General features: G+C 65.5%; 25 protein-coding genes. 16 read left to right on the forward strand and 9 right to left on the reverse strand.

Translation table 11 applies throughout. The annotated features are described in order from the left end of the window. A partial coding sequence (locus tag RSO01_RS22205) for a calcium-binding protein (RefSeq protein WP_147151653.1) occupies positions 1-2,006 on the forward strand: 2,006 nt, incomplete at its 5' end. A 32-nt stretch (positions 2,007-2,038) separates the two neighbouring features. Here the strand turns inward: RSO01_RS22205 and RSO01_RS22210 are convergent. Genes RSO01_RS22210 through RSO01_RS22230 form a run of 4 tightly spaced genes read right to left on the reverse strand, consistent with a single transcriptional unit; the run spans position 2,039 to position 5,482 of the window. Further along, on the reverse strand, positions 2,039-3,022 hold the full coding sequence (locus RSO01_RS22210) for a hypothetical protein (protein WP_147151654.1): 984 nt from the start codon (positions 3,020-3,022) through the stop codon (positions 2,039-2,041). Next, entirely contained in the window at positions 3,019-4,056 is a 1,038-nt protein-coding gene (locus RSO01_RS22215; RefSeq protein WP_218037428.1) for a hypothetical protein, read from the reverse strand. The genes RSO01_RS22210 and RSO01_RS22215 overlap by 4 nt, the downstream gene beginning before the upstream one ends. Beyond that, positions 4,053-4,571, reverse strand: coding sequence for a UGSC family (seleno)protein (locus tag RSO01_RS50265; RefSeq protein WP_445009152.1), 519 nt, complete (start codon positions 4,569-4,571; stop codon positions 4,053-4,055). Before RSO01_RS50265 ends, RSO01_RS22215 begins: the two co-directional genes overlap by 4 nt. Before the next feature lie 32 nt (positions 4,572-4,603). After that, a complete protein-coding gene (locus RSO01_RS22230) occupies positions 4,604-5,482 on the reverse strand; it encodes an NAD(P)/FAD-dependent oxidoreductase (protein WP_281291488.1) in 879 nt (292 codons plus the stop codon). Positions 5,483-5,559: 77 nt separating this feature from the next. Here RSO01_RS22230 and RSO01_RS22235 point away from each other — a divergent pair, with 77 nt between their 5' ends. The 4 genes from RSO01_RS22235 to RSO01_RS22250 all read left to right on the forward strand — a co-directional run bounded on the left by RSO01_RS22235 (position 5,560) and on the right by RSO01_RS22250 (position 7,736). Next, positions 5,560-5,904 carry a PadR family transcriptional regulator gene (locus RSO01_RS22235; protein ID WP_218037430.1) on the forward strand — a complete coding sequence of 115 codons (345 nt, stop codon included), beginning with the start codon at positions 5,560-5,562 and terminating at the stop codon, positions 5,902-5,904. Further along, complete coding sequence (locus RSO01_RS22240) at positions 5,901-6,527, forward strand: hypothetical protein (protein ID WP_147151658.1); 627 nt, start codon at positions 5,901-5,903, stop codon at positions 6,525-6,527. Before RSO01_RS22235 ends, RSO01_RS22240 begins: the two co-directional genes overlap by 4 nt. Further along, entirely contained in the window at positions 6,524-7,138 is a 615-nt protein-coding gene (locus RSO01_RS22245; protein WP_170303265.1) for a hypothetical protein, read from the forward strand. The genes RSO01_RS22240 and RSO01_RS22245 overlap by 4 nt, the downstream gene beginning before the upstream one ends. A 172-nt stretch (positions 7,139-7,310) precedes the next feature. Further along, the gene (locus RSO01_RS22250; protein WP_147151660.1) at positions 7,311-7,736 is read left to right on the forward strand and encodes a hypothetical protein; all 426 of its coding nucleotides are present in this window, start codon (positions 7,311-7,313) and stop codon (positions 7,734-7,736) included. A 41-nt stretch (positions 7,737-7,777) separates the two neighbouring features. Here the strand turns inward: RSO01_RS22250 and RSO01_RS22255 are convergent, their stop codons facing one another. Then, on the reverse strand, positions 7,778-8,113 hold the full coding sequence (locus RSO01_RS22255) for a hypothetical protein (protein WP_147151661.1): 336 nt from the start codon (positions 8,111-8,113) through the stop codon (positions 7,778-7,780). A 236-nt stretch (positions 8,114-8,349) separates the two neighbouring features. On the opposite strand from RSO01_RS22255, the gene RSO01_RS22260 reads away from it, so the two are divergent. Next, positions 8,350-9,054, forward strand: coding sequence for a YbaY family lipoprotein (locus RSO01_RS22260; protein WP_170303266.1), 705 nt, complete (start codon positions 8,350-8,352; stop codon positions 9,052-9,054). Between the two features lie 18 nt (positions 9,055-9,072). Here RSO01_RS22260 and RSO01_RS22265 read toward each other — a convergent pair whose 3' ends face one another. The 3 genes from RSO01_RS22265 to RSO01_RS22275 form a co-directional block, all read right to left on the reverse strand. Next, positions 9,073-11,502: a serine/threonine-protein kinase gene (locus RSO01_RS22265; protein ID WP_147151663.1), complete on the reverse strand. Its 2,430-nt coding sequence runs from the start codon at positions 11,500-11,502 to the stop codon at positions 9,073-9,075. Positions 11,503-11,959: 457 nt separating this feature from the next. After that, complete coding sequence (locus tag RSO01_RS22270) at positions 11,960-13,522, reverse strand: type ISP restriction/modification enzyme (protein WP_147151664.1); 1,563 nt, start codon at positions 13,520-13,522, stop codon at positions 11,960-11,962. Then, positions 13,494-14,348, reverse strand: a complete 855-nt coding sequence (locus RSO01_RS22275) for a hypothetical protein (RefSeq protein ID WP_147151665.1) — start codon at positions 14,346-14,348, stop codon at positions 13,494-13,496. The genes RSO01_RS22270 and RSO01_RS22275 overlap by 29 nt, the downstream gene beginning before the upstream one ends. A 1,803-nt stretch (positions 14,349-16,151) precedes the next feature. On the opposite strand from RSO01_RS22275, the gene RSO01_RS22280 reads away from it, so the two are divergent. The 6 genes from RSO01_RS22280 (at position 16,152) to RSO01_RS22305 (ending at position 21,784) form a co-directional block, all read left to right on the forward strand. Then, a complete protein-coding gene (locus tag RSO01_RS22280) occupies positions 16,152-17,066 on the forward strand; it encodes an ABC transporter permease subunit (protein WP_147151666.1) in 915 nt (304 codons plus the stop codon). A gap of 1 nt (position 17,067) precedes the next feature. Then, positions 17,068-18,492: a high-affinity branched-chain amino acid ABC transporter permease LivM gene (gene livM, locus RSO01_RS22285; protein WP_246158669.1), complete on the forward strand. Its 1,425-nt coding sequence runs from the start codon at positions 17,068-17,070 to the stop codon at positions 18,490-18,492. A 142-nt stretch (positions 18,493-18,634) separates the two neighbouring features. Continuing rightward, positions 18,635-19,447 carry an ABC transporter ATP-binding protein gene (locus RSO01_RS22290; RefSeq protein WP_147151667.1) on the forward strand — a complete coding sequence of 271 codons (813 nt, stop codon included), beginning with the start codon at positions 18,635-18,637 and terminating at the stop codon, positions 19,445-19,447. Positions 19,448-19,527: 80 nt separating this feature from the next. Next, a complete protein-coding gene (locus RSO01_RS22295) occupies positions 19,528-20,253 on the forward strand; it encodes an ABC transporter ATP-binding protein (protein WP_246158671.1) in 726 nt (241 codons plus the stop codon). Continuing rightward, a complete protein-coding gene (locus RSO01_RS22300) occupies positions 20,250-20,609 on the forward strand; it encodes a DUF6867 family protein (RefSeq protein WP_147151668.1) in 360 nt (119 codons plus the stop codon). The genes RSO01_RS22295 and RSO01_RS22300 overlap by 4 nt, the downstream gene beginning before the upstream one ends. 62 nt (positions 20,610-20,671) lie before the next feature. After that, positions 20,672-21,784 carry a branched-chain amino acid ABC transporter substrate-binding protein gene (locus tag RSO01_RS22305; RefSeq protein ID WP_147151669.1) on the forward strand — a complete coding sequence of 371 codons (1,113 nt, stop codon included), beginning with the start codon at positions 20,672-20,674 and terminating at the stop codon, positions 21,782-21,784. A gap of 200 nt (positions 21,785-21,984) precedes the next feature. Here the strand turns inward: RSO01_RS22305 and RSO01_RS22310 are convergent, their stop codons facing one another. Beyond that, the gene (locus tag RSO01_RS22310) at positions 21,985-22,602 is read right to left on the reverse strand and encodes a bifunctional transcriptional activator/DNA repair enzyme AdaA (protein WP_246158672.1); all 618 of its coding nucleotides are present in this window, start codon (positions 22,600-22,602) and stop codon (positions 21,985-21,987) included. A gap of 104 nt (positions 22,603-22,706) precedes the next feature. Between RSO01_RS22310 and RSO01_RS22315 the strand changes: the two genes are divergently transcribed. The 4 genes from RSO01_RS22315 (at position 22,707) to glyA (ending at position 26,408) form a co-directional block, all read left to right on the forward strand. After that, the gene (locus RSO01_RS22315) at positions 22,707-23,384 is read left to right on the forward strand and encodes a GNAT family N-acetyltransferase (protein ID WP_147151670.1); all 678 of its coding nucleotides are present in this window, start codon (positions 22,707-22,709) and stop codon (positions 23,382-23,384) included. Beyond that, the gene (locus RSO01_RS22320) at positions 23,366-24,544 is read left to right on the forward strand and encodes an MFS transporter (RefSeq protein ID WP_147151671.1); all 1,179 of its coding nucleotides are present in this window, start codon (positions 23,366-23,368) and stop codon (positions 24,542-24,544) included. Before RSO01_RS22315 ends, RSO01_RS22320 begins: the two co-directional genes overlap by 19 nt. A 110-nt stretch (positions 24,545-24,654) precedes the next feature. Further along, positions 24,655-25,104 (forward strand): ribose 5-phosphate isomerase B, encoded by a 450-nt coding sequence (gene rpiB / locus RSO01_RS22325; RefSeq protein ID WP_147151672.1) that lies wholly within the window; start codon positions 24,655-24,657, stop codon positions 25,102-25,104. Next, complete coding sequence (gene glyA, locus RSO01_RS22330) at positions 25,101-26,408, forward strand: serine hydroxymethyltransferase (RefSeq protein WP_281291487.1); 1,308 nt, start codon at positions 25,101-25,103, stop codon at positions 26,406-26,408. Before rpiB ends, glyA begins: the two co-directional genes overlap by 4 nt. Positions 26,409-26,434: the final 26 nt, after the last annotated feature.

The following is a 26,434-nucleotide window of genomic DNA, read 5'->3' on the forward strand; positions in this document are numbered from 1 at the left end:
CCGGCGGCATCGGCAACGACACCTACTACGTCGACGAGGGTGCCGACCTGGTGGTCGAGGCGGCGGGCGAGGGCCGCGACACCATCTATACCAGCGTCGATTACGCTCTGGTTCCCGCTCAGGAGATCGAGATCCTGCGCGTTTCCGGGACGACGGACGGGCTCAGCCTGGCCGGCAATGAGTTCGGAAACCATCTCATTGGCGGCGTGGGCGGGGACACGCTGAGTGGCGTCGAAGGCGACGACCGGCTCGATGGCGGCGCTGGCGAGGATTTTCTGGCGGGTGGCACCGGCAACGACATCTACTTTGTCGACGAGGTGTTCGACACGGTGATCGAGGAAGTCGGCGAGGGCATCGACACGGTCTACACCAGCACGAGCTATGAACTGGCTGCCGGCAGCGAGGTCGAGGTCTTACGCGTCTTGGGGACGGACGGGCTCGACCTGTACGGCAACGAGTTCGACAACACCCTGATCGGCGGGGATGGCGACGACCAGCTCGATGGCGGCGCCGGCGCCGATCAGCTCGACGGCGGGGCCGGCGACGACCTGTTGATCGACTGCGGCTGCGATTTCAACGACACGCTGAATGGCGGAGACGGTGAGGACGTCCTCGTGAGCGGCGGCGGTGCCGACACCCTCTCGGGCGGGGCCGATGCGGATCTGTTCGCCTATGTCGCAGCGTCGGACTCGACACACGCCGCCTACGACACGATCCTCGACTTCACCGTCGGCGTGGATGCGCTCGACTTCACCGATATTGGCGTTGACGGATTCCGTCCGCTGGTGACCGTGACGACGGCGCCGTCGACGATCGCCGCCCATACGATCGAGGCGTTCGTCTCGGGCGGCAACACCATCCTCTACGTCAACGATACGGATACCGAGCAGGCGGCTGACTCTGCCAGCATGGAAATCCATCTGGCCGGCGTGACCGGCCTGACTGATTCCGATATTGCGGCGTACGATTTCGAGTCGCCCATCGCCGATCTCTCGGCGACGGCCACTTCGATCAGCTTTGTCGCCACCGACCCGGACGGTGGATCGTTCAGCCTGACGAGCCCCTTCGATTCGGCCTTCGGCAATCCGGCTGTCACGAGTGGGGCCACGACGGAACTCACCCCCGGCGCCCAGGGATCGGAGCTCGCGGGCATCCTGCAGATCTCGGACGGCACGACTGTTTTCGATGTCATGGGCCTCTACCTCGGCACCAATGGCGATGACGATGCCTTCGCACCTGCTGCCTTCCTGTCGAATACCCTCTATGGTTTCGGAGGCGACGATACGTTCACGGGCGGCGGCGGCGCGCCGGTCGCGATGTTCGGCGGCACCGGCAACGATACCTATTATGTCCATGACTTTTTCGACACCGTGTTCGAGGAGGCCGGCGAGGGCACCGACACGATCTACACCAGCACGGACTTCGTGCTGGCTGATGGCAGCGAGGTCGAGGTCCTGCAGGTCTCTGGGACGGATGGGCTTCAACTGGTCGGCAATGAGTTCGACAACACCCTGGTCGGCGGGGTGGGCGATGACACGCTCGATGGCGGCGCTGGCGCCGACCAACTCGACGGCGGGGCCGGCGACGACGTGTTGCTCGACTGCAGCTGCGATTTCAACGATACGCTGAATGGCGGCGACGGCGAGGACATCCTCGTGAGCGGCGGCGGCGCCGACACCCTTTCAGGCGGGGCCGATGCGGATCTGTTCGCCTATATCGACGCGTCGGACTCGACACACGCCGCCTACGACACGATCCTCGACTTCACCGTTGGCGAGGATAAGCTCAATTTCGTGCTCAGCGGTAACGCGTTCAATCCGCTGGTGACCGCGACGACGGCGCCGTCGACGATTGCCGCCCATACGATCGAGGCGTTCGTTTCGGGTGGCGACACGATCCTGTACGTGAACGACACCGATTTCGATCAGGCCACGGATTTAGCGAGCATGGAGATCCATCTGACGGGCGTCACGACCCTGAGAGACGCCGACCTGCTCTTTATCTGACAGGGACCGGTTTGGGGCTCACCGCGGGTAGACTAAACCACCCGCGTCACCGTCTCCGAACCGCCGCCCCACACGGGCAGGTAGGTCATCTTGTAGCCGGCGCCGCCGGTGAGGATCGGATGGATCGCGTCGGCGGAGCGGGCCACGCCCCCACCCCCGAGTTGGCCTTGGTCGAACATGTAGCGCTGCACGCGTAAAAGGTCCCAGCCGTCGTGGCGTACGATCTTTTCGGCCATCTCCAGCGGCAGCAGGAAGACCTGCTCGCCGCGCTCGTTCTTGCGGTGCGTGCTCGACATGACGATGCCGGCGCGCATGCCCTCGACGATGGGCGAGAGGATGGCCTCGGGCGTCGCGCCTTCGCCGTCGCCCGGCAGCACTTCGGCGGTGCCGGAGATGCCCATCACGGTGACGGCGCTGGCATCGGCGCCGAGGCCGCGGCGCGCGGTCAGGGTGGGGAAGGGGCCGTCGTTGCGCTCGGCGAAGCAGAACGTGTACTTGCCGGGCTGGCCCATGGTCGCCATGTCGCCGATCTCGGCGCGGGCGCCGCCGATGTTGCGCAGGCAGAGCTGCAGGGCGCGGCCGATGCTGGCGTTGGCGCGGTTGCCTGGGCCGAGGCAGTTGGTGCCGGCATTCATGCCGAGCTTGCGTGCGATCGGCCCGTGCACGCAAAGCGCCACGGCCGCGGTGCCTGTCGTGGTGGCGATGCCCAGAAGGTTGAAGTCGGGTTCGAGGATCGCCTTGCAGGCGGCCAGCACCACCGGCAGCTCGGCCGGCACGCACCCGGCAATCACGCATTGGTAGGCGACGGCATCGGGCGTGATGTCGCCGAACAATGGCGGCATCATGCCGTGCGAGTCGCTGCGAGCTGCGACGCCGGCCACCATGGCCTCCAGCCGGCGTCGCGTCGGCGGCACCAGGGGCAGGCCGTCCGACAGTTCGGCGTCGGTCAGGATCTGCTGCGCGTTCTCCCAGGTCGTCGCGTCATCGACGACCGGCCAGCCGCACCATTCGGTCACCCGGCGATCCGCACGCAGGAGACCGACGTGCCGCCGAACGACGGGATGAAGGCCGAGTGCTTGCCCGGCCCGCCGGCGACGGTGATGTGTATGTCGTCGGGGTTGCGCCCGATGGTGAACCAGTCGCCGTCCGGCATGTGGCCGGTGCTGGTGTAGGTGTCCTGGTTCTCCTTGGAGATGCGCGAGATGTGGATGCGCGAGCGCTTGAACAGCTCCTGGCGGATGCTGTCGATCGAGTAGCCGTCGCGCTTCAGGGTCTGCGCATGCTCAGGCCCGATGATCACCAGCATCGGGCCCTTGCCGTAGACGGTGTTGGCGCCCGGCGTCGCCATCGAACCGGCGAAGGTGGTGAGCAGGCCATCGCCCGTCGTGCTGCCGTGGTCGTTGAGATTGTGCGGGCCTTCGCCCGACATCACCGTCACCACGCTGTCGGTCGGCGCGAAGCCGCGCTGCACGTGGTAGGGCGTCCAGGGATTCTCCTCCTCGTTCTCGCCGAAGCAGAAGGTGAACTTGGCGGGATTGCCCTGGGTCGAGCGGTCCATCTCGCCGGGCTTGGCGCCGGCGATGTTGAGCAGCATCAGGCCGAGCGCGCGGCCGATCGTGGCGTTGGCCTGCCAGCCCTGGCCGAAGCAGTTCGAGCCGCAATTGATGTTGAGCTGCTTGCGGATCGGGCCGCTCACCATCACCACCGGCGCGCAGGAGTGCGTGGTCGCGAGCGAGCCGTGCAGGTTGTACTCGGGATCGAGCACGGCCCGCAGCGCTGCGGTCACCACCGGGAAGTATTCCGGCTTGCACCCGGCCATCACGGCGTTGGCCGCCATGCTCTGTAAGGTCGGCACGACCTGGCGCGGCGGCACCGGCGGGATCGGCCGGTTGTCGCCGCGCACTGTTTCCACGAACTTCGCCACCTTGGCCTCGGTGGGCACGAAGAGCGGCATGCCGTCGCCCCAGCCTTGCTCGGTGGCGAAGTCGTTGAAGGCCTCGACATCCATGTCGCCGATGTCGATCACTTCCTGCTCGGAGATGTCCTTCATTTACTCGTGGCCTCGGTCAGTCCCCTGGTTGCCGCTTCGATGCGTTCCCTGAGCTCGTCGGCGTTCAGGCCGCCGATGGGATGCTTCACGACGATCAGCCGCGGTTCGACCTTGCGGGCCTTGGCCTGGGCCAGGACCAGCGGCTTGAATGTCTCAGTGGCGATCACGTAGGCCGTGATGCCGCGCTTCTCGAGTTCGATGCTGTCGTGGAAACTCCACGATGAACAGCTCCCTCAATCCGCTATGGCGAGCAGCGCTCCCCGGTAGTTGGCGGCGACCTTCTCGATCACGTCGGCCGGCGCCGGCTGGCTGGCGCTGTTCTTCGACAGGAAGTCGATGTTGTCGATCATGCGCGTGGCGCCGAGCTTGTCGCGGATGCCGGCCAGCAGCTCGCGGGCATTGGGCTTGGAATTCGACACGAGCGCGATGGCGTCGGTCGCCCAGTTGACGGGCTTCAGGGCCACTTTCTCGGCCGTGGTGGCCGAGAGGCCGAAGCTTGGATTGACGATACGCATGGAGGGTACTCCTTGGTTCTTCTCGAGGGCCGTCACTTCAGCGCTTGCACGATGGCTTGGCCGGCGCGTTGTCCGTCGGCGATGGCGTCGGTGAGATAGTGCCGCGCGCCAGCCCGCACGTCACCCGCGGCGAACACCGTGGCGGCAGAGGTGCGGCCCCCTTCATCGACCACGATATGCCCGGTGGCGTCGCGTGCAAGCGTTTCCGCCAGAAATTCCGCAGCGGGAGACTGGCCGACATAGACGAACACCGCGCTGGCCGGAATGCTCTTCCGCGCGCCGCCACTTTCGACGACCACGGCTTCGATGCCGTCGCCGCCTTCGAGGGCGACGATGCGGCCGTCGAGGTGATGCACGCCGTCGGGCAGTGACGCTGCCGGCTTGCCGACCACCGTCACGTCGCCCGCCACGACCTGCAGCTCGGCGGCTTCGCGCGGCGCCCAGCCTTCGGTGCCGGCGACGACGACGGGCCGGCCGGCATAGAGCGGGCCGTCACATGATGCGCAGTGGGAGAGGCCGAGGCCTTCGAAGCGGCCTTCCTCCGGCAGGCCGAGCGTGCCCTTGGCGAGGCCGGTGGCGATCACGACGGCACGGCCGGTATGTTGCTCGCCGTCGGCGGTCTCCACCGTCCATGGACCGGACCCCGAAAGCTTCACCACCTCGCCGAAGCCCAGCTCGACGCCGGCTTCCGTCGCCTCGTCGGTCAGGCGCGACGCGACTTGCGGGCCATCCTCGTGGCTGTCGACCTCGTGCAGTTCAGCGAGATTGATGAGCGCGCCGCCGGGCGCAAGCTTGTCGATGCAGAAGGCTTTCAGCCCGGCACGCGCGGCGCCGGTTGCTGCAGTGAGACCGGCCGGACCTGCGCCGACCACGATGACGTCGAAAGATGCGTTACTCATCCGCTCACTAATCTGTGTTCGGGCGCGAAGTGCAAGCGGCTTGACGCTTTCAGGCTCTACACCTAGTTATGCTAGGTATGGAAGCTGAAATGCTCACCCCAGAAATGTTGAAGGGCCACCTCGACGCCATTGTGCTGGCCGCACTGGAAGCAGGACCGGCGCATGGCTACGCCATCATCGAGACCATCAAGCAGCGCAGCGCCGGCACGTTCGATCTGCCGGAGGGCACCGTCTATCCCGCGCTGCATCGGCTCGAGCAGGCCGGGCTGCTGTCGAGCGCCTGGACGACGCCGCCGAGCGGACGCAAGCGCCGGGTCTATTCGCTCACCAGAACAGGGACGGCCGCGCTCGGCGAACGCCGCAAGGCGTGGGGCCGCTTCTCGCAGGCGGTCGACACGGCGCTGGGGCCGGTACTGGGAGGAGGGCGGGCATGAGCGGCGCGATCGACGACTACGTTGCCGGGCTTCGCCGCGAACTCGACTTCGATCCCGCGCTGGCCAGCCGTCTGGCGAGCGAGGTCGAGGACCATCTGCGCGACGCCGCCGAAGCCGATCCGGCCTGGCCGTCGCCCGAGGCCGAGCGGCGCGCCGTCGAGCGCTTCGGCCTCGGCCGCGAGATCGCGGCACAATTCGCTATCGATGCCGTCGACCGCCAGGCGCGCCGCACGTGGATCACGCTCGCCATCACGGTCGTGGTGACCTTCATCGCCATGCGCCTGCGCGTGATCTGGCTGGATGACGGCGCCATCTCCGCCCCTCTGGCGTTCGCCGCGCCGCTGATCGACCGCTACGCCTTCATCGCCGCGCTGGCGGTGGGCGTGATCGCGTGGTTCGCCTTCCGCCAGTCGCTGGCCGCGCTTGCGATCTGTCTTGGCGGCCTCGTTGCTTCCATCGGTGCCGGTCTCGCGCGTGCCGATCTGTTTGCCAACGGCGCGCCGATCCACGTCCTGCTGTCAGCGTCCGGTGAGATCGCGCTGATCGGCCTGTTGTCGTTCCATGTCATCGGATTGGGCCGACGCCTCAGGCGCACGGCGTTGTTGCGGAGGGAAGCGCAATGAACGGATGGCGCCTGACCGGCACCCTGTCGCTGCTGCTCGGCGCGATGACGCTTTACTTCGCGGCGAGCCACGGCTGGGACATCGAGGGCGTGCGTCTGGCGATCCGCGCCACGGCGCGCACCTCCCTGGTCCTGTTTGCGCTGGCCTTCACCGCCAGCGCCCTGGCCGAGCTCGTGCCCTCAGAGGTGACGCGATGGCAGCGCCGCAATCGACGCTATCTCGGCGTGTCGTTCGCCGTCTCGCATTTCATCCATCTCGGCGTGATCCTCGCGCTGGCCGCCCTCGACCGCGAGCTGTTCTGGAAGCTCACCAACATCACCACCATTGTCCTGGCGGGCACGGCCTACCTCTTCATCGCCGCGATGACGGCGACATCCTTCGACCGCACGGCCGCCTGGCTCGGCCCACGCAACTGGCGCCTGCTGCACCTGATCGGCGGCTGGTACATCTGGATCAGCTTCGCCGTCGCCGTCGGCAAGCGCGTGCCAATCGACAGCTTCTATTGGCCGATGGCGGCTCTCGTGCTGGCCATTGCCGTCGTCCGCCTCGTCGCCATGTCGCGGCGCAACCGCCAACGCATGGCTTCAGACGCACGAAGAATTCCGGCTTGACGTCGCGGGTGACAGTTCGACGACACGCGCCGTTACGGTGCTGTGACGACGACTGACACCATGAATTCATCGTTGCGCCCGTGTGACTGAAACCGGCGCTCCGTAGCTATCGCGTTGAAACGCGGTCTTTACGGAGAGCGGCATGTTGTTGAATGGCGCATGGCGGCAATCAATGACGGTCGCGCTGCTGGCGGCCACGGTGTTGGCGGCCACGCAGCTGACGGTAGGTGCGGGCGGCGCCACGGCACAATCGGCTGCAGTGCCCACCACATCCGCTTCCCTGCCTGACTCGAAGCCGATGACGCCCGAAAGGGTCGATTGGCTGAAGAAGCGCTGCGCGCAGCTCGTGGCCTACTACGACTACTATGGTGCGGGGCGCGGAGAGAACTCCGACGGTCCGCGCAACCACACGCGTATCGGCGCCTCGATCGAGTGCCAGCGAGGGAACTATCGCAAAGGCATCGATATGGAAGCGTCCTTGTTGGTGCGTAAGGCCTTCGTTGTCCCGAAGCCCAACGCGCCGGCGATGGAGCCGGAGGATACCGAGGCGCCGGACATCACCAATCCGACCGTGGCTGACAACTACCCCTTCCGGTGATCGATCGCCATCCACGACGGTGACCCCGGCGCGGTTCCGCGCTAGCCGCGATCGTCGGGAGTCGCCTGCTCACCGCTCTTGGTCCTGCCGTCGGACTGAACGTCCGACCGCTCGTCGAACCCGTTGCGACTGCTGAAGAAGATCAGGGCCATCAACCCGATGCCCAGGATGAGGCTGAACGTCACGCCGATGATCAACGCCACGGACCCCGCATCCGAGAGCGGAATGTCGGAGTTGATCGTCGTTGCGTAATAGATGCCGACGATCCCCAACCCGATGCAGACGACCAGCGTGACGATTGCCTTGGTCGACAGGCCACCCAGCATCGCCAGCGCGCTCTGTGCCCTCTCCAGGACCATCTTCTGCGAAGTGCCCATGGCGGGCCTCCTTTCGGATCGACAGGACCAACGTGGTGACTTTTCCGTGAATGCCAATGGACGAGGGGCAAATGTTTCTCGCCCGGTGGGTAACGTTTCTTGTGCGGGCTTCGGATTCGGCGCCGGGTTTCAGGTGTAACCGATTTTCCGTGTCTGGAAATCGTCGTGCAATGGCAGCGCAAAAGAATTGGACCGCCAGAATCAGTGCCCCGGCGCGATCTTCCGCAGGAAACGTCGTGCGACACACTCTTCCCGTCCTCACCGCCATTGTCCTCGCCACGCCGGCGCTAGCGCAGGATCCCGCCGACAGGGACTCGTCGACGATCTCGCGCTGTGCCGGCAAGGTGGGAAGGGACATGCGCCAGTCCGATCCGGCCTTCGGTATCATCATGATCGACGGCAGGCCGTGGACGAGGGTGGAGCGGACCGAGGAGACGTCGGGGGCGCACATCATCGCCACCACGGCGACCGGCACCGGCGCCCGTCACCGACGCGACGGTACATCGGTGACGTTCCGCTTCACGTGCGGGCTCGATGCCGGGGGCCAGGCATTGATGTTCCACGCCAGGCAGCTCCGGCCCGGCCCGGGCGACGCGTTGGCGCCGGCGACGACGGTGGCGGGCTCGGCGGGCTTTCCCCAGGAGACGGCCCTGCCTCGCGGCGCCGAGTTGCGCGTCCAGCTCCTGGACATCGGCGAGTCGCCGGCCGGCACTGTCCTGACCGAGCAGGTTGTGCGCAGCGGATGGAGAGTGCCGATCCCCTTTGCGTTGCACCTGCCCAGGGTCATCCCGCTCGAAGGCCGCAGGCTCGCGGTGACAGCGCGGTTGGTGGTGAAGCGCCAGACTCTTTTCCAGCTCGCGGTGCCGCATGTCATCGCCGGCGAGGAGCTGCACAAGCCGATCGGATTGCTGCTTGAGCAAGTCCAGGCGCCCAAGGGCTGACGAGGTTGCGCGCGGCGCCTACGGCGCCGCTATCGGTACCGTCGCGCGCCTCGGCAGGACGACCTGATCGCCGGCGGCATAGAGGTAGCAGGGTCCGTCCTGGTTCTTGCGCTGCGGGTCGGCGTTGCACTCGGCGAGGGCGCGCTCCTCGGCTTCGCGTGGGCTGCCAGGGCCGCTGCCCGTGCCGCTGCCCGTGCCGCTGCCCGTGCCGCTGACGATGAACAGCCGGCCCCAGGGATGAAACGCCGCCGCCTTGGCGCCCGCGGCGGTGCGGTAGCCCGCGACGTCCGCCCGCTGACGCAGCGTCGCCTGGACCGCCGGGATCTTCTGCGGGTCGAACACGCCGTCATACTCGACCCTGGGCATCAGGCGGCGCGAGGCGCCGAGATCGGTGGCGCGAAGCCCGTCGTCCACTGCCATCAACAGGCAGGGCGCGCCGTAGCGCACCTGGCAGCCTTCGAGCGTGCGCTCTTCGGCAAGAGCGGCATTCGCCCAGCCGTAGGTGCGCCAGCTGCCGGACGGCGGATGGGCGGCCAGCGCCTTGTGCTGACTGGACGACAGGTAGCCCTCGACCTGGGACTCGCGCGCCGACGCGGATTGCGATGCCAGGATCTTGGCGAAGGCGTCGAGCAGCCGCGCGCGTATCGCCGCTTCCCCCGTCTGCGGCTGAGCTGCCGGCGGCTGAACAGGAGGCGGCGCGGGTGGAGCGGCGGCAGGCGCGGCAGCGAGCGGCTCGGTGGCCTTGAGCGGCAGGACGACGCGGTTCTCGACCGCGTAGAGGAAGCAGGTGCCCTCCAGCCGCGGACGCTGCGCCTCGCTGCGGCAGGCGCGCAGGGCTTGCTCCTCGGCGGCGCGCTGGGTGGCAGCGCCGGTCGCGACGGTCAGCACGCCTTGGGCATTGAGCGCCAGCGCCTTGGGTCCCGCGGCGGCGGCATAGTTGGCGATCTCGGGCCTCTGCAGCTCCTTGGCGCGCACGATCGGCAGGCGTTCGAGGCTGAGCGTCCCGGTATAGCGCATTCTCGGCGCATCGCGCACCGGCCAGCTCCCGTCGGCACCGGCCGGCAGCACCGCGTCGTTGACGGCGATCAGCATGCACGGCTCGTCATAGGCCAACTGGCACCTCTCCAGCGCCTTTTCCTCGGCCACTTCCCGTGTCGGCCAGTCCGACGTCCAGCGCAGCTTGCCGCCCTGGCGGGCCACCGCGACCGCGCGGTTGGCCGGCGCCTCGGCAAACGCAGCAGCGGTCTCCTTGCGAAACTTCGGCGTGGTCGCCGGCATGCTCCTGGCGAGTGCCGCCTCGAGCTGCGACTCGAGGCTCTGCTGCGAGAGGAGATCGCGGCCGAGCCACAAGGCGCCGGCGACCAGCGCGACCGCCGCCACGGTGCCGCCCAGCACGAGCCCCCTGCGAGATTGGAGGAGGCGCGACAGCCGGGTGCGCGACAGGCGGGCCGCGCGGTCGGCGGTGGATTTGACGGTCGTCGAGACGCGGCCCGGCGCCTGCGCGACAGTCCTGTCGGCAGGCGGCAAGCCCGCCCAGCGTCCTGTCGCGAAGACCTCGCGCCAGGCGGCGATGGTTTGCGGCCGCTCCTCCGGCTGAAGCAGCAGGCCCGCATCGATGGCAGAGAGCAGCTCCTGGCCATAATCGCCGCGCGCGATGTCGCGTGCCGAGGGCATGGCATCGGCGTTCAGCACACGATGGGTCGCACTGAGCGGCTCCTTGCCGCTGACGCAGACATAGAGCGTGGCCGCCAGCGCGTAGATATCCGTGTAGGGGCCTTGCTGGCCCGACGTCATCTGTTCCGGCGCGGCATAGCGCGGCGTGTAGACGGCGGTCAGGGCCTGCGTCCGGTCGGCGATCGCCACCCGGGACGCGCCGAAGTCGATCAAGGTCGGCGAGCCGTCGGCCGCCACGATGATGTTGTCCGGCTTGATGTCGCGATGAAGCACGCCCACGGCGTGGATCTGTTGCAGGCCATCGAGCAGCGGATGGACGAGGCGCTCGACGGCCGCCGGCGGCAGGCGCCCGTCGCGCCGCCATTGGCTTCCCAGAGTCTCGCCCTCGACCAGCTGCATGACCACGTAGGCCGTGCCGTTGGCTTCGAGATAGTCGTGCACCTGGACGACCGCGGGCGCGCGGGCCAGCCGTGCCAGGGTCTGGGCTTCGTCCAGGAATCGCTCACGGCCCCAGGCGAAGTCGTCGGCGACCTGGGTCGAGCGGGGCAGGACCGTGAGGCCGTCCAGTCGGGTCGCCAGCAGCGCCGGCAGGTACTCCTTGACGGCGACGTCGCGCTCGAGCTGCAGGTCGTGCGCGCGATAGGTGATGCCGTAGGCGCCTTGCCCGAGCACCGCGTCGAGGCGATAGCGGCCAATACGCGTGCCGATCGGCAGGGCCGAAGCATGTTCGGTCCGGTCGACGGCATGCGCCTGGTCAGCCCGATCGTCCGCCATCGGATCCCCCGCACCAGGCGCCCAGTATGGGCGTCGCGGTGGGACCGCTCAACCGACGTTAAAGGACCTGCCATCGCGCCAGTGGTGCTGACGCGGGCTCTGACGAAGTGTCTGTTGCGTGGGGCGCGGCGGAAGAGGGCCGACCGATCGGAAACGGCCCGGACGGGAACAGGCACTGTGGCGACAGCGCCAGGAGCTCTGCGTTGGTCCTGGTTGTCGTGACCAGGGCTTCGGCCGGTGTGCGCTAGCGCGCCAGCTTCGCCAGCAACGCCCCTGGTGCGGCGCCAGTTATGGGGAGAACAGGATGTCGGTGCCCACGCCGTCCGTATCCTGTGCCGCTTCGCTAGCTCGAAGATCCTGTCCGTGCCGGCGAACCCGTGCGCGCCTTCATGCGGTTCAGCGATAGCCGCTACGCGCCGTTCCATGTCCTCGCATCAACGAACCAGCGTGGCTATGCCTAGGCGCGAGGTTCTTTCTTCATCGCATCAACGATCTCGACTGTATTCAAGCTAACAGTCGTTACGCGTTTCAACAGATCGATCACCCCTTCCTTGTGATCTGAAAAACTATAGGGCGCCAATTTTAGTCGGCGAAGCGAAACATCCTTCGTTTGTCTTTCCTTGTGCTGATCCAAGACCCATTCGAGAGCGGAACGGTTCCCTAGTTTGTATTCCCATGCCTCGCCTGGAATGCCTGAAAGTTGCGTTTCAGTGTCCAGTACGATGGTTCCGGCTCTTTCATCAGCACGAAGAATGACGCGCGGTTTTTGTGCGGCACTTCTAGCTTTCGCATCAGACACGTCTGTGCGCTTTAGGGCATAGGGCTTGGCTGACAGATAGCCAAGATGCAAGTCGAGCAAAGACTTGCCCCAAGTGCACCATCGCTTGAAGTCCCGATGAAACGGCACCCGAGGAAACTCTCGCTTCAAGTTGGAAGTGAAGGTTTGGTGGTACTTCGGGTCGTGAAGAACGGCATAAACATAGGCGAAGATATTGTCCTTCGTAATGCCGTTGTCGCCATAGTGTGTGCGAAACTGACTCAGAGCCCAATCAGTAACGTTGTCGAGCCGCTTCCCTCCTTCAAAGCGGTATCGCGTCACTTGCTGATAACCATCTACCGCAGCACCAAAATGCAAATCAGCAACACCTTCCACTGCTAGCGCGCAGTAGTTTGTTCGAAAGCCGGGAGCGCTAAAACTGATTCCCACATTCTTGCCCGTCGGTGGAAATAGCTCGTCGGCAAGCCCAAGTTCGTCCGTGAACACGTCCGATTGATAGAGCCACCGCGGCGAATAGGGTCGGTAACTAGCCTGCACAATTCGCTTGGCAGAGAATGGCTCACGTTCGTTGCGCGCAAGTCGCCGCTTAAGATTTCGCGACCACTTGAGTGTGTCAGGATAAGTTTTGGTAGTAGGCGGGATAGCATCGTATGCACCGATCAACTGGCGGACTTTCTTCGTCAGCACTTTCTGATCACGATCGTAGAGCCATTCGTCGCGATTGGTCGAAATTCCCAAGGAAAAGAGCTTGAAGATAGCTCGTTCTTGACCCTCAATTTTCGTCGCCTTGGTTTCCTTGGTCGCAATCGGGATGAACTGCTCAAACTCTGCGGAGGGCAAGTTTAGCCAGTTGTGCCTTGCGTCCGGCCGAAGCTCCTGCATTGTGCGCGTGCTAAGGGGGGCTTGAATGAACTCCATCTTCTCATCCGCTTTTGCGTAGTCCCGAACAGCGTCGTAGAAGATCTTGAAGCCCTTGCTGCCTTTCTTTTTCACGAAGCAGTAGATAGCGATTCCTACTTTGATCTGATCGCCAAAAATGTTACCGCCCTGCCGCCTACGATCTTCGCCTGATGTTCGCGCATCACCTTTCAGATCGAGCACCCAGAGCTCGTTGAAGTCAGCCTCTTGAACCGCTCTGAAGCCGTCGAAGCTATTCTTATGCAGGAAGGATGAATTGCTTACGAATGCCAGAATGCCATCATCTTCGATGCGGCTATGGCCCTCTAAGCGACCATAGTTCACCCAGGCGTTGATCGATCCACTTGAGCCCCGGCTTCCAATCGCCGCCAAAGCGTTCGCTATATGCTGTGAGCGCTTCTTTCACCGCCAAAAGCGCGGCAATCGCATTTCCGGCAGAAACGTGCTCACTCGCATACGAGAATTCGTTCCTGAATTCGTCAGGCACAAACGCGATGCAATCACTCGGATCAACATCGGGATCCTTTTCGCATCGCTCGAGTAGATCGTGGTACGGTAACAACAGGCCATCAACGCCGCCCGCCCGAATGCTGTGACTGACGGAGCGTTCCCACAGGTATGAACGGATGGGCGGATTCTTGGGCGGGCTATAGTCCCATTCCTGCAACTCCCCGATGGAAGTGACACGTCCGACACCTACGATCATCCACTGATCATCGTCGATGAGCGGAGTTCGCTTCGAATAGACAAAGACAAGGCTCCGCTTCGGTTGCAATGCCCCGAAGAATGCGTCTAGCAGGGCCTTCTGATTGGCGTGACCCTGTATCCACGGCCTGTCGTTCAGCCAGTTCGGCTCGTCGGGTTCGTACTCGGGCCGCGAGTCGATTCCATATCGTTCGGCGAGTGCTTTGCTGTCGATTTTGCCCTTGCGCCATTCATCTCCCCACGCCCGATCTTTCAATAGCCAGCCGAACGGCGTCGCCCCGACAGAAAAAGCCGGGTGGGTAAACTGGGTAGCTGCAATGTGTTTGTGATGCTCACTGGTCTTTGCATACGCATGGCGGGCAAGTCGACGTTGCGGCTTTGCCGACAGAAAATTGACTCGCTCAGAGAAACAAGGTGGCGCGGCCTCTTCTGGCACCTCGCTCAACGACTTCCCAGCATACTGCTCTTCCAGCGCATCGTTCTTAGTGGCACCTATGCGATTAAGGACGAGGCAGCTTGCGTTCTGCCGAGGCGAGCGACAGACCGTGCCATCCCAACCGGCGTCATGCCACGGGACACGAACTGATAGGTGCTGAAGGGGAATGCGGACTGCACTATTTCCTGTAAGCGGCAGCAATCGTCTCCTCAATGCGTCCACGTACCCATATTATCACGAAAAACCTAATCGGCTTACAATCAAATGCATGAATGACCCGATCCACGATACGTAATCGCATGTCGTTAGGAACCACTTGACTCCCTAGCGCAAAGTTGAGGCCTATCCCTGCCGATCCTGACTCAAGCAAAGGATCGGCTCATGCTCGACAAGCTTGACTCTCTCGCCGGAAATTGTGGCTTATCCCTCTCTTCGAGAGGATCGGCAGCATGGCCGCTCACGGCCAAAACCGCCCAGGAGATTTCACTCGCGCTTACAGCGACCAAAGCTTTCCCGGCAACCCGCAACGCGGGACCGGAGGCGGCGAGACGCCTGTCAAGACAACAGCGAGCTCCATCGCGTCCCGGACCGGCCAACGGCTCGGCAACCGGGATACGGATGGGGAAGCCAAGGGTTTCGCAGGCCCAGCACCGAAGCAGCACACGCTGCAAACCGGCGCGTCCAGCGTGGACCGCCTGCGAAGACGACACCGACCTCTCTTGCGTCCGGACCTGCCCAAGCACTTTCACAAGTGTGCGGGTTCGACAACTGGAAACGGAGGGAGATCGACAAGCCGTCCCGCGGGCCGATCGCTGAACCGACGGATCGTCGTGTGCTTCCCAACCGCCGCCTTTCCCGGAGAGAACTCATGACCGCTCGTGCCAGTCCCATTGACTGAAGCGCCACGAAGACCATCGGCAGACATCGGAGGATCATATGACTACGTGCGCCCACAGGAGCGCTGCGAACGAACCCGTTCGGAGGAGGGCGAGCCCTCTCATAGGCGCTAGCTTTGGTTCTGTTCACGCACAACCTCATCCTGAGGAGCCGCGCGAAGCGTGGCGTCTCGAAGGATGGCAACCGGTCTCGGTGTTGCCCACCCTTCGAGACGCGCCCGGAGTTTACCCCGAGATACTCGAGGGGGCGCTCCTCAGGGTGAGGCTAGGGGGTAAGCTAGCGCCTATGGGGCGAGCCCGCGACCTGCACCGATTGCCGTTTTCTGTGGGCAACGGAAGCGAGTTCCAGGCGTCGCGCCGGAAAAACTCTATAGGGGCCCGGCCGGCACCTAGCGTTTTTCCCTCTAACGTTTTCGTTCGGCGCCGTGCGAGTGCCGGCACTGCTGGCATTCGACTCTGGCATTCGACCTTCTGCGCCGTATGGCACGCAGAAAGTCGGCGAATCGAAATTATGCCTCTTCCCGGACCCTAGTTATCGTTCTTGAAGAAGTGAAGTTACTCGGGTTATGATAGATTGGTCGGGCAAACCTTGAGGCAGGGTCCTTTTACCTGCGCGGAGCCGATTGTTCGATCACGGTGGCTGTCCGGAGTGTCGTTGTCTCAGTCACGAGGTGCAGCGCACAAATCGAGCGGCGAGGGGGGTAGCGCAAAATGCGAGAAATGCGGAAATCCCGATCGCAAGTTGCAGCCGGCATGCCGCGGCGTCTCTCCGGCCTCGCCGCGCCCGACATGGTCCGCGACTTGCACGTCGGTCCTCGGGCGTCCACCGGCCAATTCGCGCCGCCGTGGTGGATAGTTCGCTTGCATGGGCAAGCGGAAGCGTCGTAGGTCCAAGGAGCAGGGAAAAACACAAGACATGGCGTATTTCACGCAGCAACTGATCAACGCCATCACGCTGGGTGCAATCTACGGGCTGATCGCCATCGGCTACACGATGGTCTACGGCATCATCGGCATGATCAACTTCGCGCATGGTGAAGTGTTCATGATCGGTGCATTCATCTCGCTGATCGGCTTCATGATCTGCAGCATGCTGGGCATCGGCTCGGCCCCGGTGGCAATCGTGCTGGTGCTGCTGATCTCCATGGCCTTCTCCTCGGTCTACGGCTGGGCGATCGAACGAACGGCCTATCGCCCGTTGCGCGGCTCGTTCCGGCTGGCGCCGCTGATCTCGGCCATCGGCGTGTCGATAGCGCTGCAGAACTACGTGCAGCTCGTGCAGGGGGCGAGGCCCAAGCCCGGCGGCCAGATCGTCTCGGGCGGCTTCAACCTGTTCAGCCTCGACGGCTTCGACGTGCGCATCTCGTGGCTGCAGATCATCATCGTCCTGGTGACGGTCGTGCTGATGGGCGGCTTCACCTGGCTGATTGCCAAGACCTCGCTCGGCCGCCGCCAGCGGGCCTGCGAGCAGGACATGAAGATGGCGGCGCTGCTGGGCGTCGACGTCGACCGCACCATTTCGTTGACCTTCGTGCTGGGCGCAGCATTGGCGGCCGTCGCCGGCATGCTGTTCCTTATGTACTACGGCCTGATCGATTTCTTCATCGGCTTCCTGGCCGGCATCAAGGCCTTCACGGCCGCGGTGCTGGGCGGCATCGGCTCGCTGCCCGGCGCCATGCTGGGCGGCCTGCTGATCGGCCTGATCGAAGTCTTCTGGGCCGGCTACTTCTCGAGCGAATACAAGGACGTCGCCGCCTTCTCGATCCTCGTGCTCGTCCTGATCTTCCGACCGACCGGGCTTTTGGGCAAACCGGAGATCGAAAAGGTCTGACATGGTGGATCCGCGTCTCCTGAAGATGCTCAAGGACGCGGCCCTTACCGCCCTCGTCGCCGCCGCTCTCGGTATCTTCATCGTCGGCTTCCGCACCGTCGATGTCGGCTCGCGCGCCGGGCTCAGCTTCCAGTACGAGTTCGTCGATCTCGCCGTGGCGCTGGTGATCATCTTCTTCGGCCGCCTCGGCCTGCAAATGGCGGCCATGGGATTGCGCTGGCCGGCCATCGCGCTCGGCATCGTCATGATCGCGGCCGGCGCATCACCCATGCAGCTGCCGTCGGGCTTCCTGCACTGGTTCGTGGCCCTGGGCGGCGTGCTGCTGGTGATCCGCGCCGTCTGGCCGTGGGCCGATCAGGCAATCCATGCGGCCGCGCGCACGCCCACAGGCCGTATCGTCAACACGATCGGCACGCAGTGGCTCGGCTGGGTGCTGCTGGGCATCGCCATCGTGATGCCGTTCACGCCGTTCGCCGACCAGAAGACCATGGATCTCGGCGTGCTGATCCTGACCTACGTCATGCTGGGCTGGGGGCTGAACATCGTGGTCGGCCTCGCGGGCCTGCTCGATCTTGGTTACGTCGCCTTCTACGCCGTCGGCGCCTATGCCTATGCGCTGCTCAGCACGCAGCATGGCCTGGGCTTCTGGGCCGTGCTGCCGCTGGCCGGCATGTTCTCGGCCAGCTTCGGCATCCTGCTGGGCTTTCCGGTGCTGCGGCTGCGCGGCGACTACCTGGCCATCGTCACCTTGGGCTTCGGCGAGATCATCCGGCTGGTGCTGCTGAACTGGGTCGACTTCACCAACGGTCCGGCCGGCATCGGCACGATCCCCGGCCCGACCCTGTTCGGCGCGGTGTTCGCCGAGACCGCGCCCGAAGGCAAGCAGACGGTGTCGGAGATGCTGGGCATCCCGTTCCACGGCATCCACCGCCTGATCTTCCTCTACTACATCATCCTGCTGCTGGCGCTGATCACCAACCTCTTCACCCAGCGCATGCGCCGCCTGCCGGTGGGCCGCGCCTGGGAGGCGCTGCGCGAGGACGAGACCGCCTGCAAGGCGCTGGGCATCAATCCCACCAACACCAAGCTCACGGCCTTTGCCGTCGGCGCCATGTTCGCGGGCTTCGCCGGCTCCTTCTTCGCCGCCAAGCAGCGCTTCATCAGCCCCGAGAGCTTCACCTTCATCGAATCGGCGATCATCCTCGCCATCGTCGTGCTGGGCGGCATGGGCAGCCAGATCGGCGTGGTGCTGGCGGCGGTCCTGCTGATCGGGCTGCCGGAGTGGTTCCGCGAGCTCGGCAACTACCGCATGCTGGCCTTCGGCCTCGCCATGGTGCTGATCATGGTGTTCCGGCCGCGCGGCCTGATCGGCCATCGCGAGCCGTCGATCCGGCTGCATCCTGTGGGATCGGGAGGCAGCGGATGATCAAAGCCACCCCGTCATCCCGACCGGAGCCGAGCGCAGCGAGGCGGAGCGGAGGGACCTCCTCTTGTTGGTACGCCGACAAGAAAAGGTCCCTCGGCTACGCCGCCCTTTGGGCGGCTCCGCTCGGGATGACGGAATTTAAATGAACGCCGTCACCCCCCTGATCGAGGTCGAGCATCTCACCATGCGCTTCGGCGGCCTGGTCGCCATCGACGACGTCTCCTTCAGCGGCCGACCGCGCGAGATCACGGCGATCATCGGCCCCAACGGCGCGGGCAAGACCACCGTCTTCAACTGCATCACCGGCTTCTACAAGCCGACCGTGGGCCGCCTGACCTTGCGCGGCGACCGCGACTATCTGCTCGAGCGCATGCTGGGCCACGAGATCGGCCAGCGGGCGCGCGTGGCTAGAACCTTCCAGAACATCCGGCTGTTCCCGGCCATGACGGTCCTCGAGAACCTTCTGGTGGCGCAGCACAACAAGCTGATGCTGGCGTCGGGCTACAGCGTGTTCGGCCTGCTCGGCCTCCCGGTCTATCGCGTTGCCGAGGAGGCTGCGATCGCGTTGGCGCGCGCCTGGCTCGAGCGCATCGGCCTTTTAGCCGACGCCGACCGCCCGGCGGGCGAGCTGCCGTACGGCGCACAGCGGCGCCTGGAGATCGCCCGCGCCATGTGCACCGAGCCCAGGCTGCTCTGCCTCGACGAGCCGGCGGCCGGACTGAACCCGCGCGAATCGGCCGAGCTCAACCAGCTCCTGGTGTCGATCCGCGACCGCGACGGCATCGGGGTGCTGCTGATCGAGCACGACATGAGCGTGGTCATGAACATCTCCAACCACGTCGTCGTGCTCGACTACGGCCGCAAGATCGCCGAGGGCCCGCCGGCCGAGGTGCAGCGCGACCCCGCCGTCATCCGCGCCTATCTCGGGACAGATGAGGAGGCGATCGGTGATTAGCGGCCGGTGTCATCCCGAGCGCAGCGAGGGACCTTTCGCGGCGCCAGGAAAGGCCCCTCGCTTCGCTCGGGGTGACAGCAATGGCTGAGACCATGCTCGAGGTGCGCGGCGTGGCGACGTTCTACGGCGCCATCCAGGCCCTGCATGGCGTCGACCTGCGGGTCGCCAAGGGCGAGATCGTGACCTTGATCGGCGCCAATGGCGCGGGCAAGTCGACCCTGCTGATGACGATCTGCGGCAACCCGCGGGCCCGCGACGGCAGCATCGCGCTCGACGGCGAGGACATCACTGGCCTCGCCACCCACGAGATCGTGCGGCGCGGGGTGGCGCAGGTGCCCGAGGGCCGCCGCATCTTCCCGCGCATGAGCGTGTTCGAGAACCTGCAGATGGGCGCCACGCTGGTCGATCCCACGCACTTCCAGCACGACCTGGAGCGCGTCTTCGCCATGTTCCCGCGGCTCGCCGAGCGGCGCGAGCAGCGCGGCGGCACGCTGTCGGGCGGCGAGCAGCAGATGCTGGCGATCGGCCGCGCCCTGATGAGCCGGCCGCGGCTGCTGCTGCTCGACGAGCCGTCGCTCGGGCTGGCACCGCTGATCGTGCGGCAGATCTTCGAGGCGATCGCCCGCATCGCGCGCGAGGAGGGGGTGACGATCTTCCTGGTCGAGCAGAACGCCTTCCATGCGCTGCGCCTCGCCGATCGCGGCTACGTGCTGGCCAACGGCCGGGTGCGCCTCAGCGGCACCGGCCGCGAACTCTTGGCCAACGCCGAGGTGCGCGCCGCCTATCTGGAAGGTGGCCACGCATGAGCCTGCTCGACACCTTCATGCTCGAGTGGTTCGGCGACAGCCTGCCGGCCTTCCTGCTGTTCAACTGCCTGATTGCGCCGGGCGCCTTCGCCTCCGGCCACGCCGTCGCCATCACCTGGCGTCCGTGGGGGCAGATCGTCTTCTATACGGCGCTGCTTTCGGGCCTTCTGCGTTTTCTCGACTATGCGCTCGACGATGGCGAGCTGTGGTCGGTAGGCGGCTTCCTGCTCGGCTGGGCCGTGCAACTCGCGGTCGCCGCCTTCGCCTACCGGCTCACTCATGTGCGCCAGATGGTGCGCCAGTATCCCTGGCTTTACAGGCGCAAAGGCTTGCTGGGCTGGGAGGAGCGGCACTAATCTATCGCATGCTCCACAGCCGTGGAGACGGGGAACCTTTCGGGGCGAACTAGGAGGCTTGTATGAAGAAAACCTATGGCGCACTTGCCGTCGCGGCCATCGCATTGATGGCGACGCCGGCCTTCGCGCAGATCAAGATCGGCTCGGCGGGACCGATGACCGGCGCCAACGCCGCGTTCGGCGAGCAGCTGCGCCGCGGCGCCATGATGGCGGTCGAGGACGTCAATGCCGCGGGCGGCGTGAACGGCCAGAAGCTCGAGCTGGTGATCGGTGACGATGCCTGCGATCCCAAGCAGGCGACGGCCGTCGCCAACAAGATGGTGTCGGACAAGGTCGTCTTCGTGGCCGGCCACTTCTGCTCGGGCTCGTCGATCCCGGCGTCGGACATCTACAAGGAAGGCAAGATCCTGCAGATCACGCCGGCCTCGACCAACATCAAGCTGACCGACGACGCCTTCACCAAGGGCAACACCACGGTGTTCCGCACCTGCGGCCGCGACGACGTGCAGGGCGCCACGGTCGGTGCTTACATCCTGAAGAACTTCAAGAACGCCAAGGTCGCGGTGCTGCACGACAAGTCGCCTTACGGCAAGGGCGTCGCCGACGAGACCAAGAAGGCGCTGAACAAGGGCGGCCTGAAGGAGGCCATGTACGAGGCCTACAACGACACCGACAAGGACTTCACCGCGCTGATCAACAAGATGAAGCAGGCGAAGATCGACATCATCGTGCTCGGCGGCTACCACACCGCGGGTGCGCTGATCATCAAGCAGTCGAAGGAGCAGGGGCTCGCCGCCAAGATGGTGGGCTTCGATTCGCTCGAGACGGCGGAGTTCGCCCAGCTCGGCGGCGCCGCCACCGACGGCGTGCTGATGTCGTTCCCGCCCAAGGTCGAGGACGACCCGAAGAACGCCGCCCTGGTGAAGAAGTTCCGCGACGCCAAGTACAACCCGGAAGGCTATACGCTGTTCAGCTACGCCGCCGTCAAGGCGTGGGCCGACGCCGCCAACAAGGCGAAGTCGACCGACGCCGCCAAGGTCGCGGCCGCGCTGCGTGGCGGCAAGTTCGACAGCGCCGTCGGGGTGCTCGAGTTCGACCAGAAGGGCGACATCAAGAACCCGGTCTACGACATCTACATCTGGAAGGACGGCAAGTCGGCGCCGATCAAGAAGTAGACGCGAAGGCTTCGAGGAGAAGGGCCCGTTACCGGGCCCTTTTTCTTTGCCGGCGGTGAAAGCATTGCTGGCAGCGGCCGACAATAGTGCGCCGAAATGGCCTCTATGGAGCGCAAAAACTATCGATAGACCACAGTTCTTGACTATTGGAACTATAGTTATATAATCGGCTCGTTGCGTTGCTTCTCCGCGTTGTCGCTCTATGCATCGTTTATCCGGCCTCTTTTCCCATGTTTGCGGACCTCGCTCGGCGTGCGCTTGTAGACCTCGGCGAAGACGGCATTGAAGCGGCGCAGGCTGGCGAAGCCCGCGCGCGCCGCGACGTGGGTCATCGGCAGCGTCGTCTGGTCGAGCAGGCGCTTGGCGCGCTGCACGCGCATCGTGCGCGCGACCTGCAATGGGCTCGCTCCGACATGTCGCTGGAACAGGCGATCGAGATGGCGCGGGCCGATGCCCAGCCGCGTCGCAAGGTCCTCGACGGTGCCGCGGTCGAGCGCGCCGTCGCGGATCAGCCGCATGGCCCGTCGCACGGTGGTGAGCGATCCCAGCCATGCCGGCGAGAACGGTGCCGTCTCGGGCCGGCAGCGCAGGCAGGGACGGAAGCCCGCGGCTTCGGCGGCGGCCGCCGTCGGATAGAAGGCGACGTTCCTGCCCTGCGCCGGCCGCACCGGGCAGACGGGCCGACAATAGATGCGCGTGGTGCGCACGCCCGAGAAGAAACGGCCGTCATAGCGGCGATCGCGGCGGACGCGCGCCCGTTCACATTCCTCGGCGTCGAGCATGGCGATGGAGTCTGATTCCGGCGAGCCGTCTTTCATCCTTGGGCTTAATAACCGGTTGACCGGTTGACAAGCCCAGCGACAGGAAATAACCATATAACCCGTTAATAGGTTATAAGAGGGAAGGCATTGTTCCGCGCGCCATGACGATCAACGTCCTCGACAATCCGATCTGGCATGCGCTCGAGGGACCGCATCGCCAGCACGCGCTGGGCCGCGGCCTGGCACGGCACTATCCGCGCGACATCGCGCCGTTCTCCGCCATCGCCGAACCCAGCGCCGCCGGCTACGCCGATCTCGCGGCCGACCTTCCTGCGGGAACGGAGGCACGCCTGTTCCGGCCGCAGGCCGAGCCGCTGCCGGATGGCTGGGAGGAGACCAGCCGCTTCGCCTTGCTGCAGATGGTGGCGTCGCGGCAGCCGGAGCAGGGCGGGCCTCCGGTGACAGTGCTGTCGCCTGCCGACGCGGCGGCCATGCTCGATCTGGTCGCGGCGACCGAGCCGGGGCCGTTCGGCAAGCGCACGGCATTGCTCGGCCGCTATGTCGGCATCCGCCACGGCGACCGGCTGGTGGCGATGGCCGGCGAACGGCTGCGCGTTCCGGGCCATGTCGAGCTCAGCGCCATCTGCGTGCACCCCGAGGCGCGCGGGAAGGGCTATGGCGCGGCGCTCACGCGAGAGCTGATGCGACACGCCTTCGCCCAGGGCGAACGGCCGTTCCTGCATGTCCGGCCGGACAATGCGGCGGCCGTGGCGTTGTACCGGGGCCTGGGGTTCGAGACGCGTCGCGAGCTGGTGGTACTGTGGCGCCGGCCGATCTAGACGGCAGTCACGGCCGGCGCGTTGTCTGGGCAGCGTTCGTCATCGCCGTGTTCGGTTGGGGCGTCGGCTTCTACGGACCGGGGGTCTACCTGGCCGCGCTGAATCGCTCCCACGGCTGGCCGATCGCCACGATCTCGTTGGCGATCACGGCGCATTTCCTGGTGGGCGCGGTCCTCATCACCGTCGTGCCCGACGCGCATCGCCGTTTCGGCGCCGCCTCGATCACCGTTGCCGGCGCCGTCTGTACGGCGGCCGGCGCCGTTGCGTGGACCAACGCACAGGAGATCTGGCAGCTCGTGCCGGCCGTGCTGCTGAGCGGCGCGGGCTGGTCGGCGATGAGCGGGGCGGCGCTCAACCTCATCGTCGCGCCCTGGTTCGAGCGCGACCGGCCGAGAGCCATCAGCACGGCATTCAATGGTGCCAGCATCGGCGGCCTGCTGTTCGTACCGCTATGGACGGCGCTGATCGCCCACGCTGGACTTGGCTCTGCCGGTCGACTGGTTGCGCTTGCGACAGTCGGCGTGATCTGTCCGGTGGCTTGGGCCGTGCTGAGACGCGCGCCGCCCGGCACGGCGTCGAAGGCCGCGCCGCCGACGCCGCGTCGCGCCTTGCTCGGCCAGTCACGCTTCCTCACGATGTCGGTGGCCTTTGCCCTCGGCATGTTCGTCCAGATCGGCCTGTTCGCGCATCTGATCGCAAGGCTCGAACCGGCCTTCGGCGCGACGATGGCGGCGCTGGCGATCGGCCTGGCCACGCTCTGCGCCGTGCTGGGTCGCACTCTGATGGGATGGCTGCTGGGCGAGCATGACCGTCGGCTTGCAGCGGCCGCGAATCTCCTGACGCAGGCCGCCGGCACGCTGCTGCTGGCATTCGGCGATCGCATGGCGCCGCTGGCTCTGGGTTGCATGCTGTTCGGCCTGGGGGCGGGCAATCTCACGTCGCTGCCACCGCTGATCGCCCAGCGCGAATTCCGGGCGGCCGATGCGGGCACCGTTGTGGCCCTCGTCACGGCGATCAACCAGGCGGTGTTCGCTTTCGCTCCCGCCATCTTCGGCGGATTGCGCGAGGTCACCGACGCCTATATCGAGGTATTCATGGCAGGTGCGGTGCTTCAGGCCGCCGCCGCGGGCATCGTCGTTCTGGGCCGCCGCTTTTCCTGAGCCGATTCAACGTCTTGTAGGTCACTTTCCACGATTTTGCGGAACCGTGACACCGCGGCCCCGGATATGGTATCCGGGGTCTCAACAGTTAGAGGGGATCGTTGGTCGAAATGCCGGGGGGCGCCATCGCGGTCGCGTCGGATCATGCCGGCTTCGACCTGAAAGAGATTCTCAAGCGCGACCTGCAGGAGGCGGGTCACGATGTGCTGGATCTCGGCACCGATTCCACGCAGTCGGTCGACTATCCCGACTTCGGCATGGCGATGGCTGACGCGGTGGCGTCGGGACAGGCGGTGAAGGGTGTCCTGGTCTGCGGCACCGGCATCGGCATCTCGATGGCCGCCAATCGCAACCCCAAGGTGCGGGCGGCTCTCGTTCATGACGTCACCTCGGCGCGTCTGTCACGCCAGCACAACGATGCCAACGTGGTGGCGTTCGGCCAGCGCCTGATCGGCACCGAAACCGCCCGCGAGGCGCTAAAAGTCTTTCTCGATACCAAGTTCGAAGGCGGCCGCCACGCCGGCCGCGTTGCCAAGCTGTCAAAGGGCTGCACGAAATGAGTCAAACCGCTGCCAAGACGACCGACACGCCGCTGCCGATGTTCACGCGTAGCCTGGCCGAGGCCGATCCGTTGGTCGATGCGGCCGTCAAAGGCGAGCTGCATCGTCAGCGCGAGCAGATCGAGCTGATCGCGTCGGAGAATATCGTCTCGCGCGCCGTGCTCGAGGCCGCAGGGTCGGTGCTGACCAACAAGTATGCCGAGGGCTATCCCGGCCGCCGCTACTACGGCGGCTGCGAGGAGGTCGACAAGGCCGAGCAGCTCGCCATCGACCGCGCCTGCAAGCTGTTCGACTGCAGCTTCGCCAACGTCCAGCCGCACTCCGGCGCGCAGGCCAACCAGGCCGTGTTCATGGCGCTGCTGCAGCCGGGCGACAAGTTCATGGGCATGGCGCTCGACCAGGGCGGCCATCTCACGCACGGCTCGCCCGCCAACCAGTCGGGCAAGTGGTTCAAGGTCGTGTCCTACGGCGTGACGCCCGACACGCACCTGATCGACTACGAGCAGATGGAGGAAACCGCGCGCCGCGAGAAGCCCAAGCTGATCGTGGCCGGCGCCTCGGCCTATTCGCGTCACATCGACTGGGCGCGCTTCCGCAAGGTTGCCGACGAGATCGGCGCCTTCTTCATGGTCGACATGGCGCACTATGCCGGCCTGGTCGCGGCGGGCGTCTATCCCAGCCCGCTGCCGCACGCCCATGTCGTGACCACGACCACGCACAAGACGCTGCGCGGCCCGCGCGGCGGCATGGTGCTGTCGATCGATGCCGACATCGGCAAGAAGATCAACTCGGCAGTGTTCCCCGGCCTGCAGGGCGGCCCGCTGATGCACATCATCGCCGCCAAGGCCGTGGCCTTCGGCGAGGCGCTGCGCCCCGAGTTCAAGGTCTACGCCCAGAATACCGTCGACAATGCGCGCGCGCTCGCCTCGGCGCTGACCGAGCGCGGCCTGAAGATCATCTCGGGCGGCACCGACAGCCACGTCATGCTGGTCGATCTCCGTCCGAAGAAGGCGACCGGCGTGTCGGCCGAGAAGGTGCTCGATCGCGCCGGCATCACCGTCAACAAGAACAGCATCCCGGGCGATCCGGAGAAGTACACCATCACGTCCGGCGTGCGATTGGGGTCGCCCGCCGGCACGACGCGCGGTTTCGGCGTGGCGGAGTTCCGCCAGGTCGGCCATCTGATCGCCGACGTGCTCGACGGCATCGCCAAGAACGGCCCGGACGGCGACGCCCAGGTCGAGGCGCAGGTCCGCGCCAAGGTTCACGCGCTTTGTTCCCGCTTTCCGATCTACCGAGACTGACGCGAGCGCAAAGGACAACAGGGGGA

The organism is Reyranella soli, assembly GCF_007992495.1.
GTDB classification, from domain to species: domain Bacteria; phylum Pseudomonadota; class Alphaproteobacteria; order Reyranellales; family Reyranellaceae; genus Reyranella; species Reyranella soli.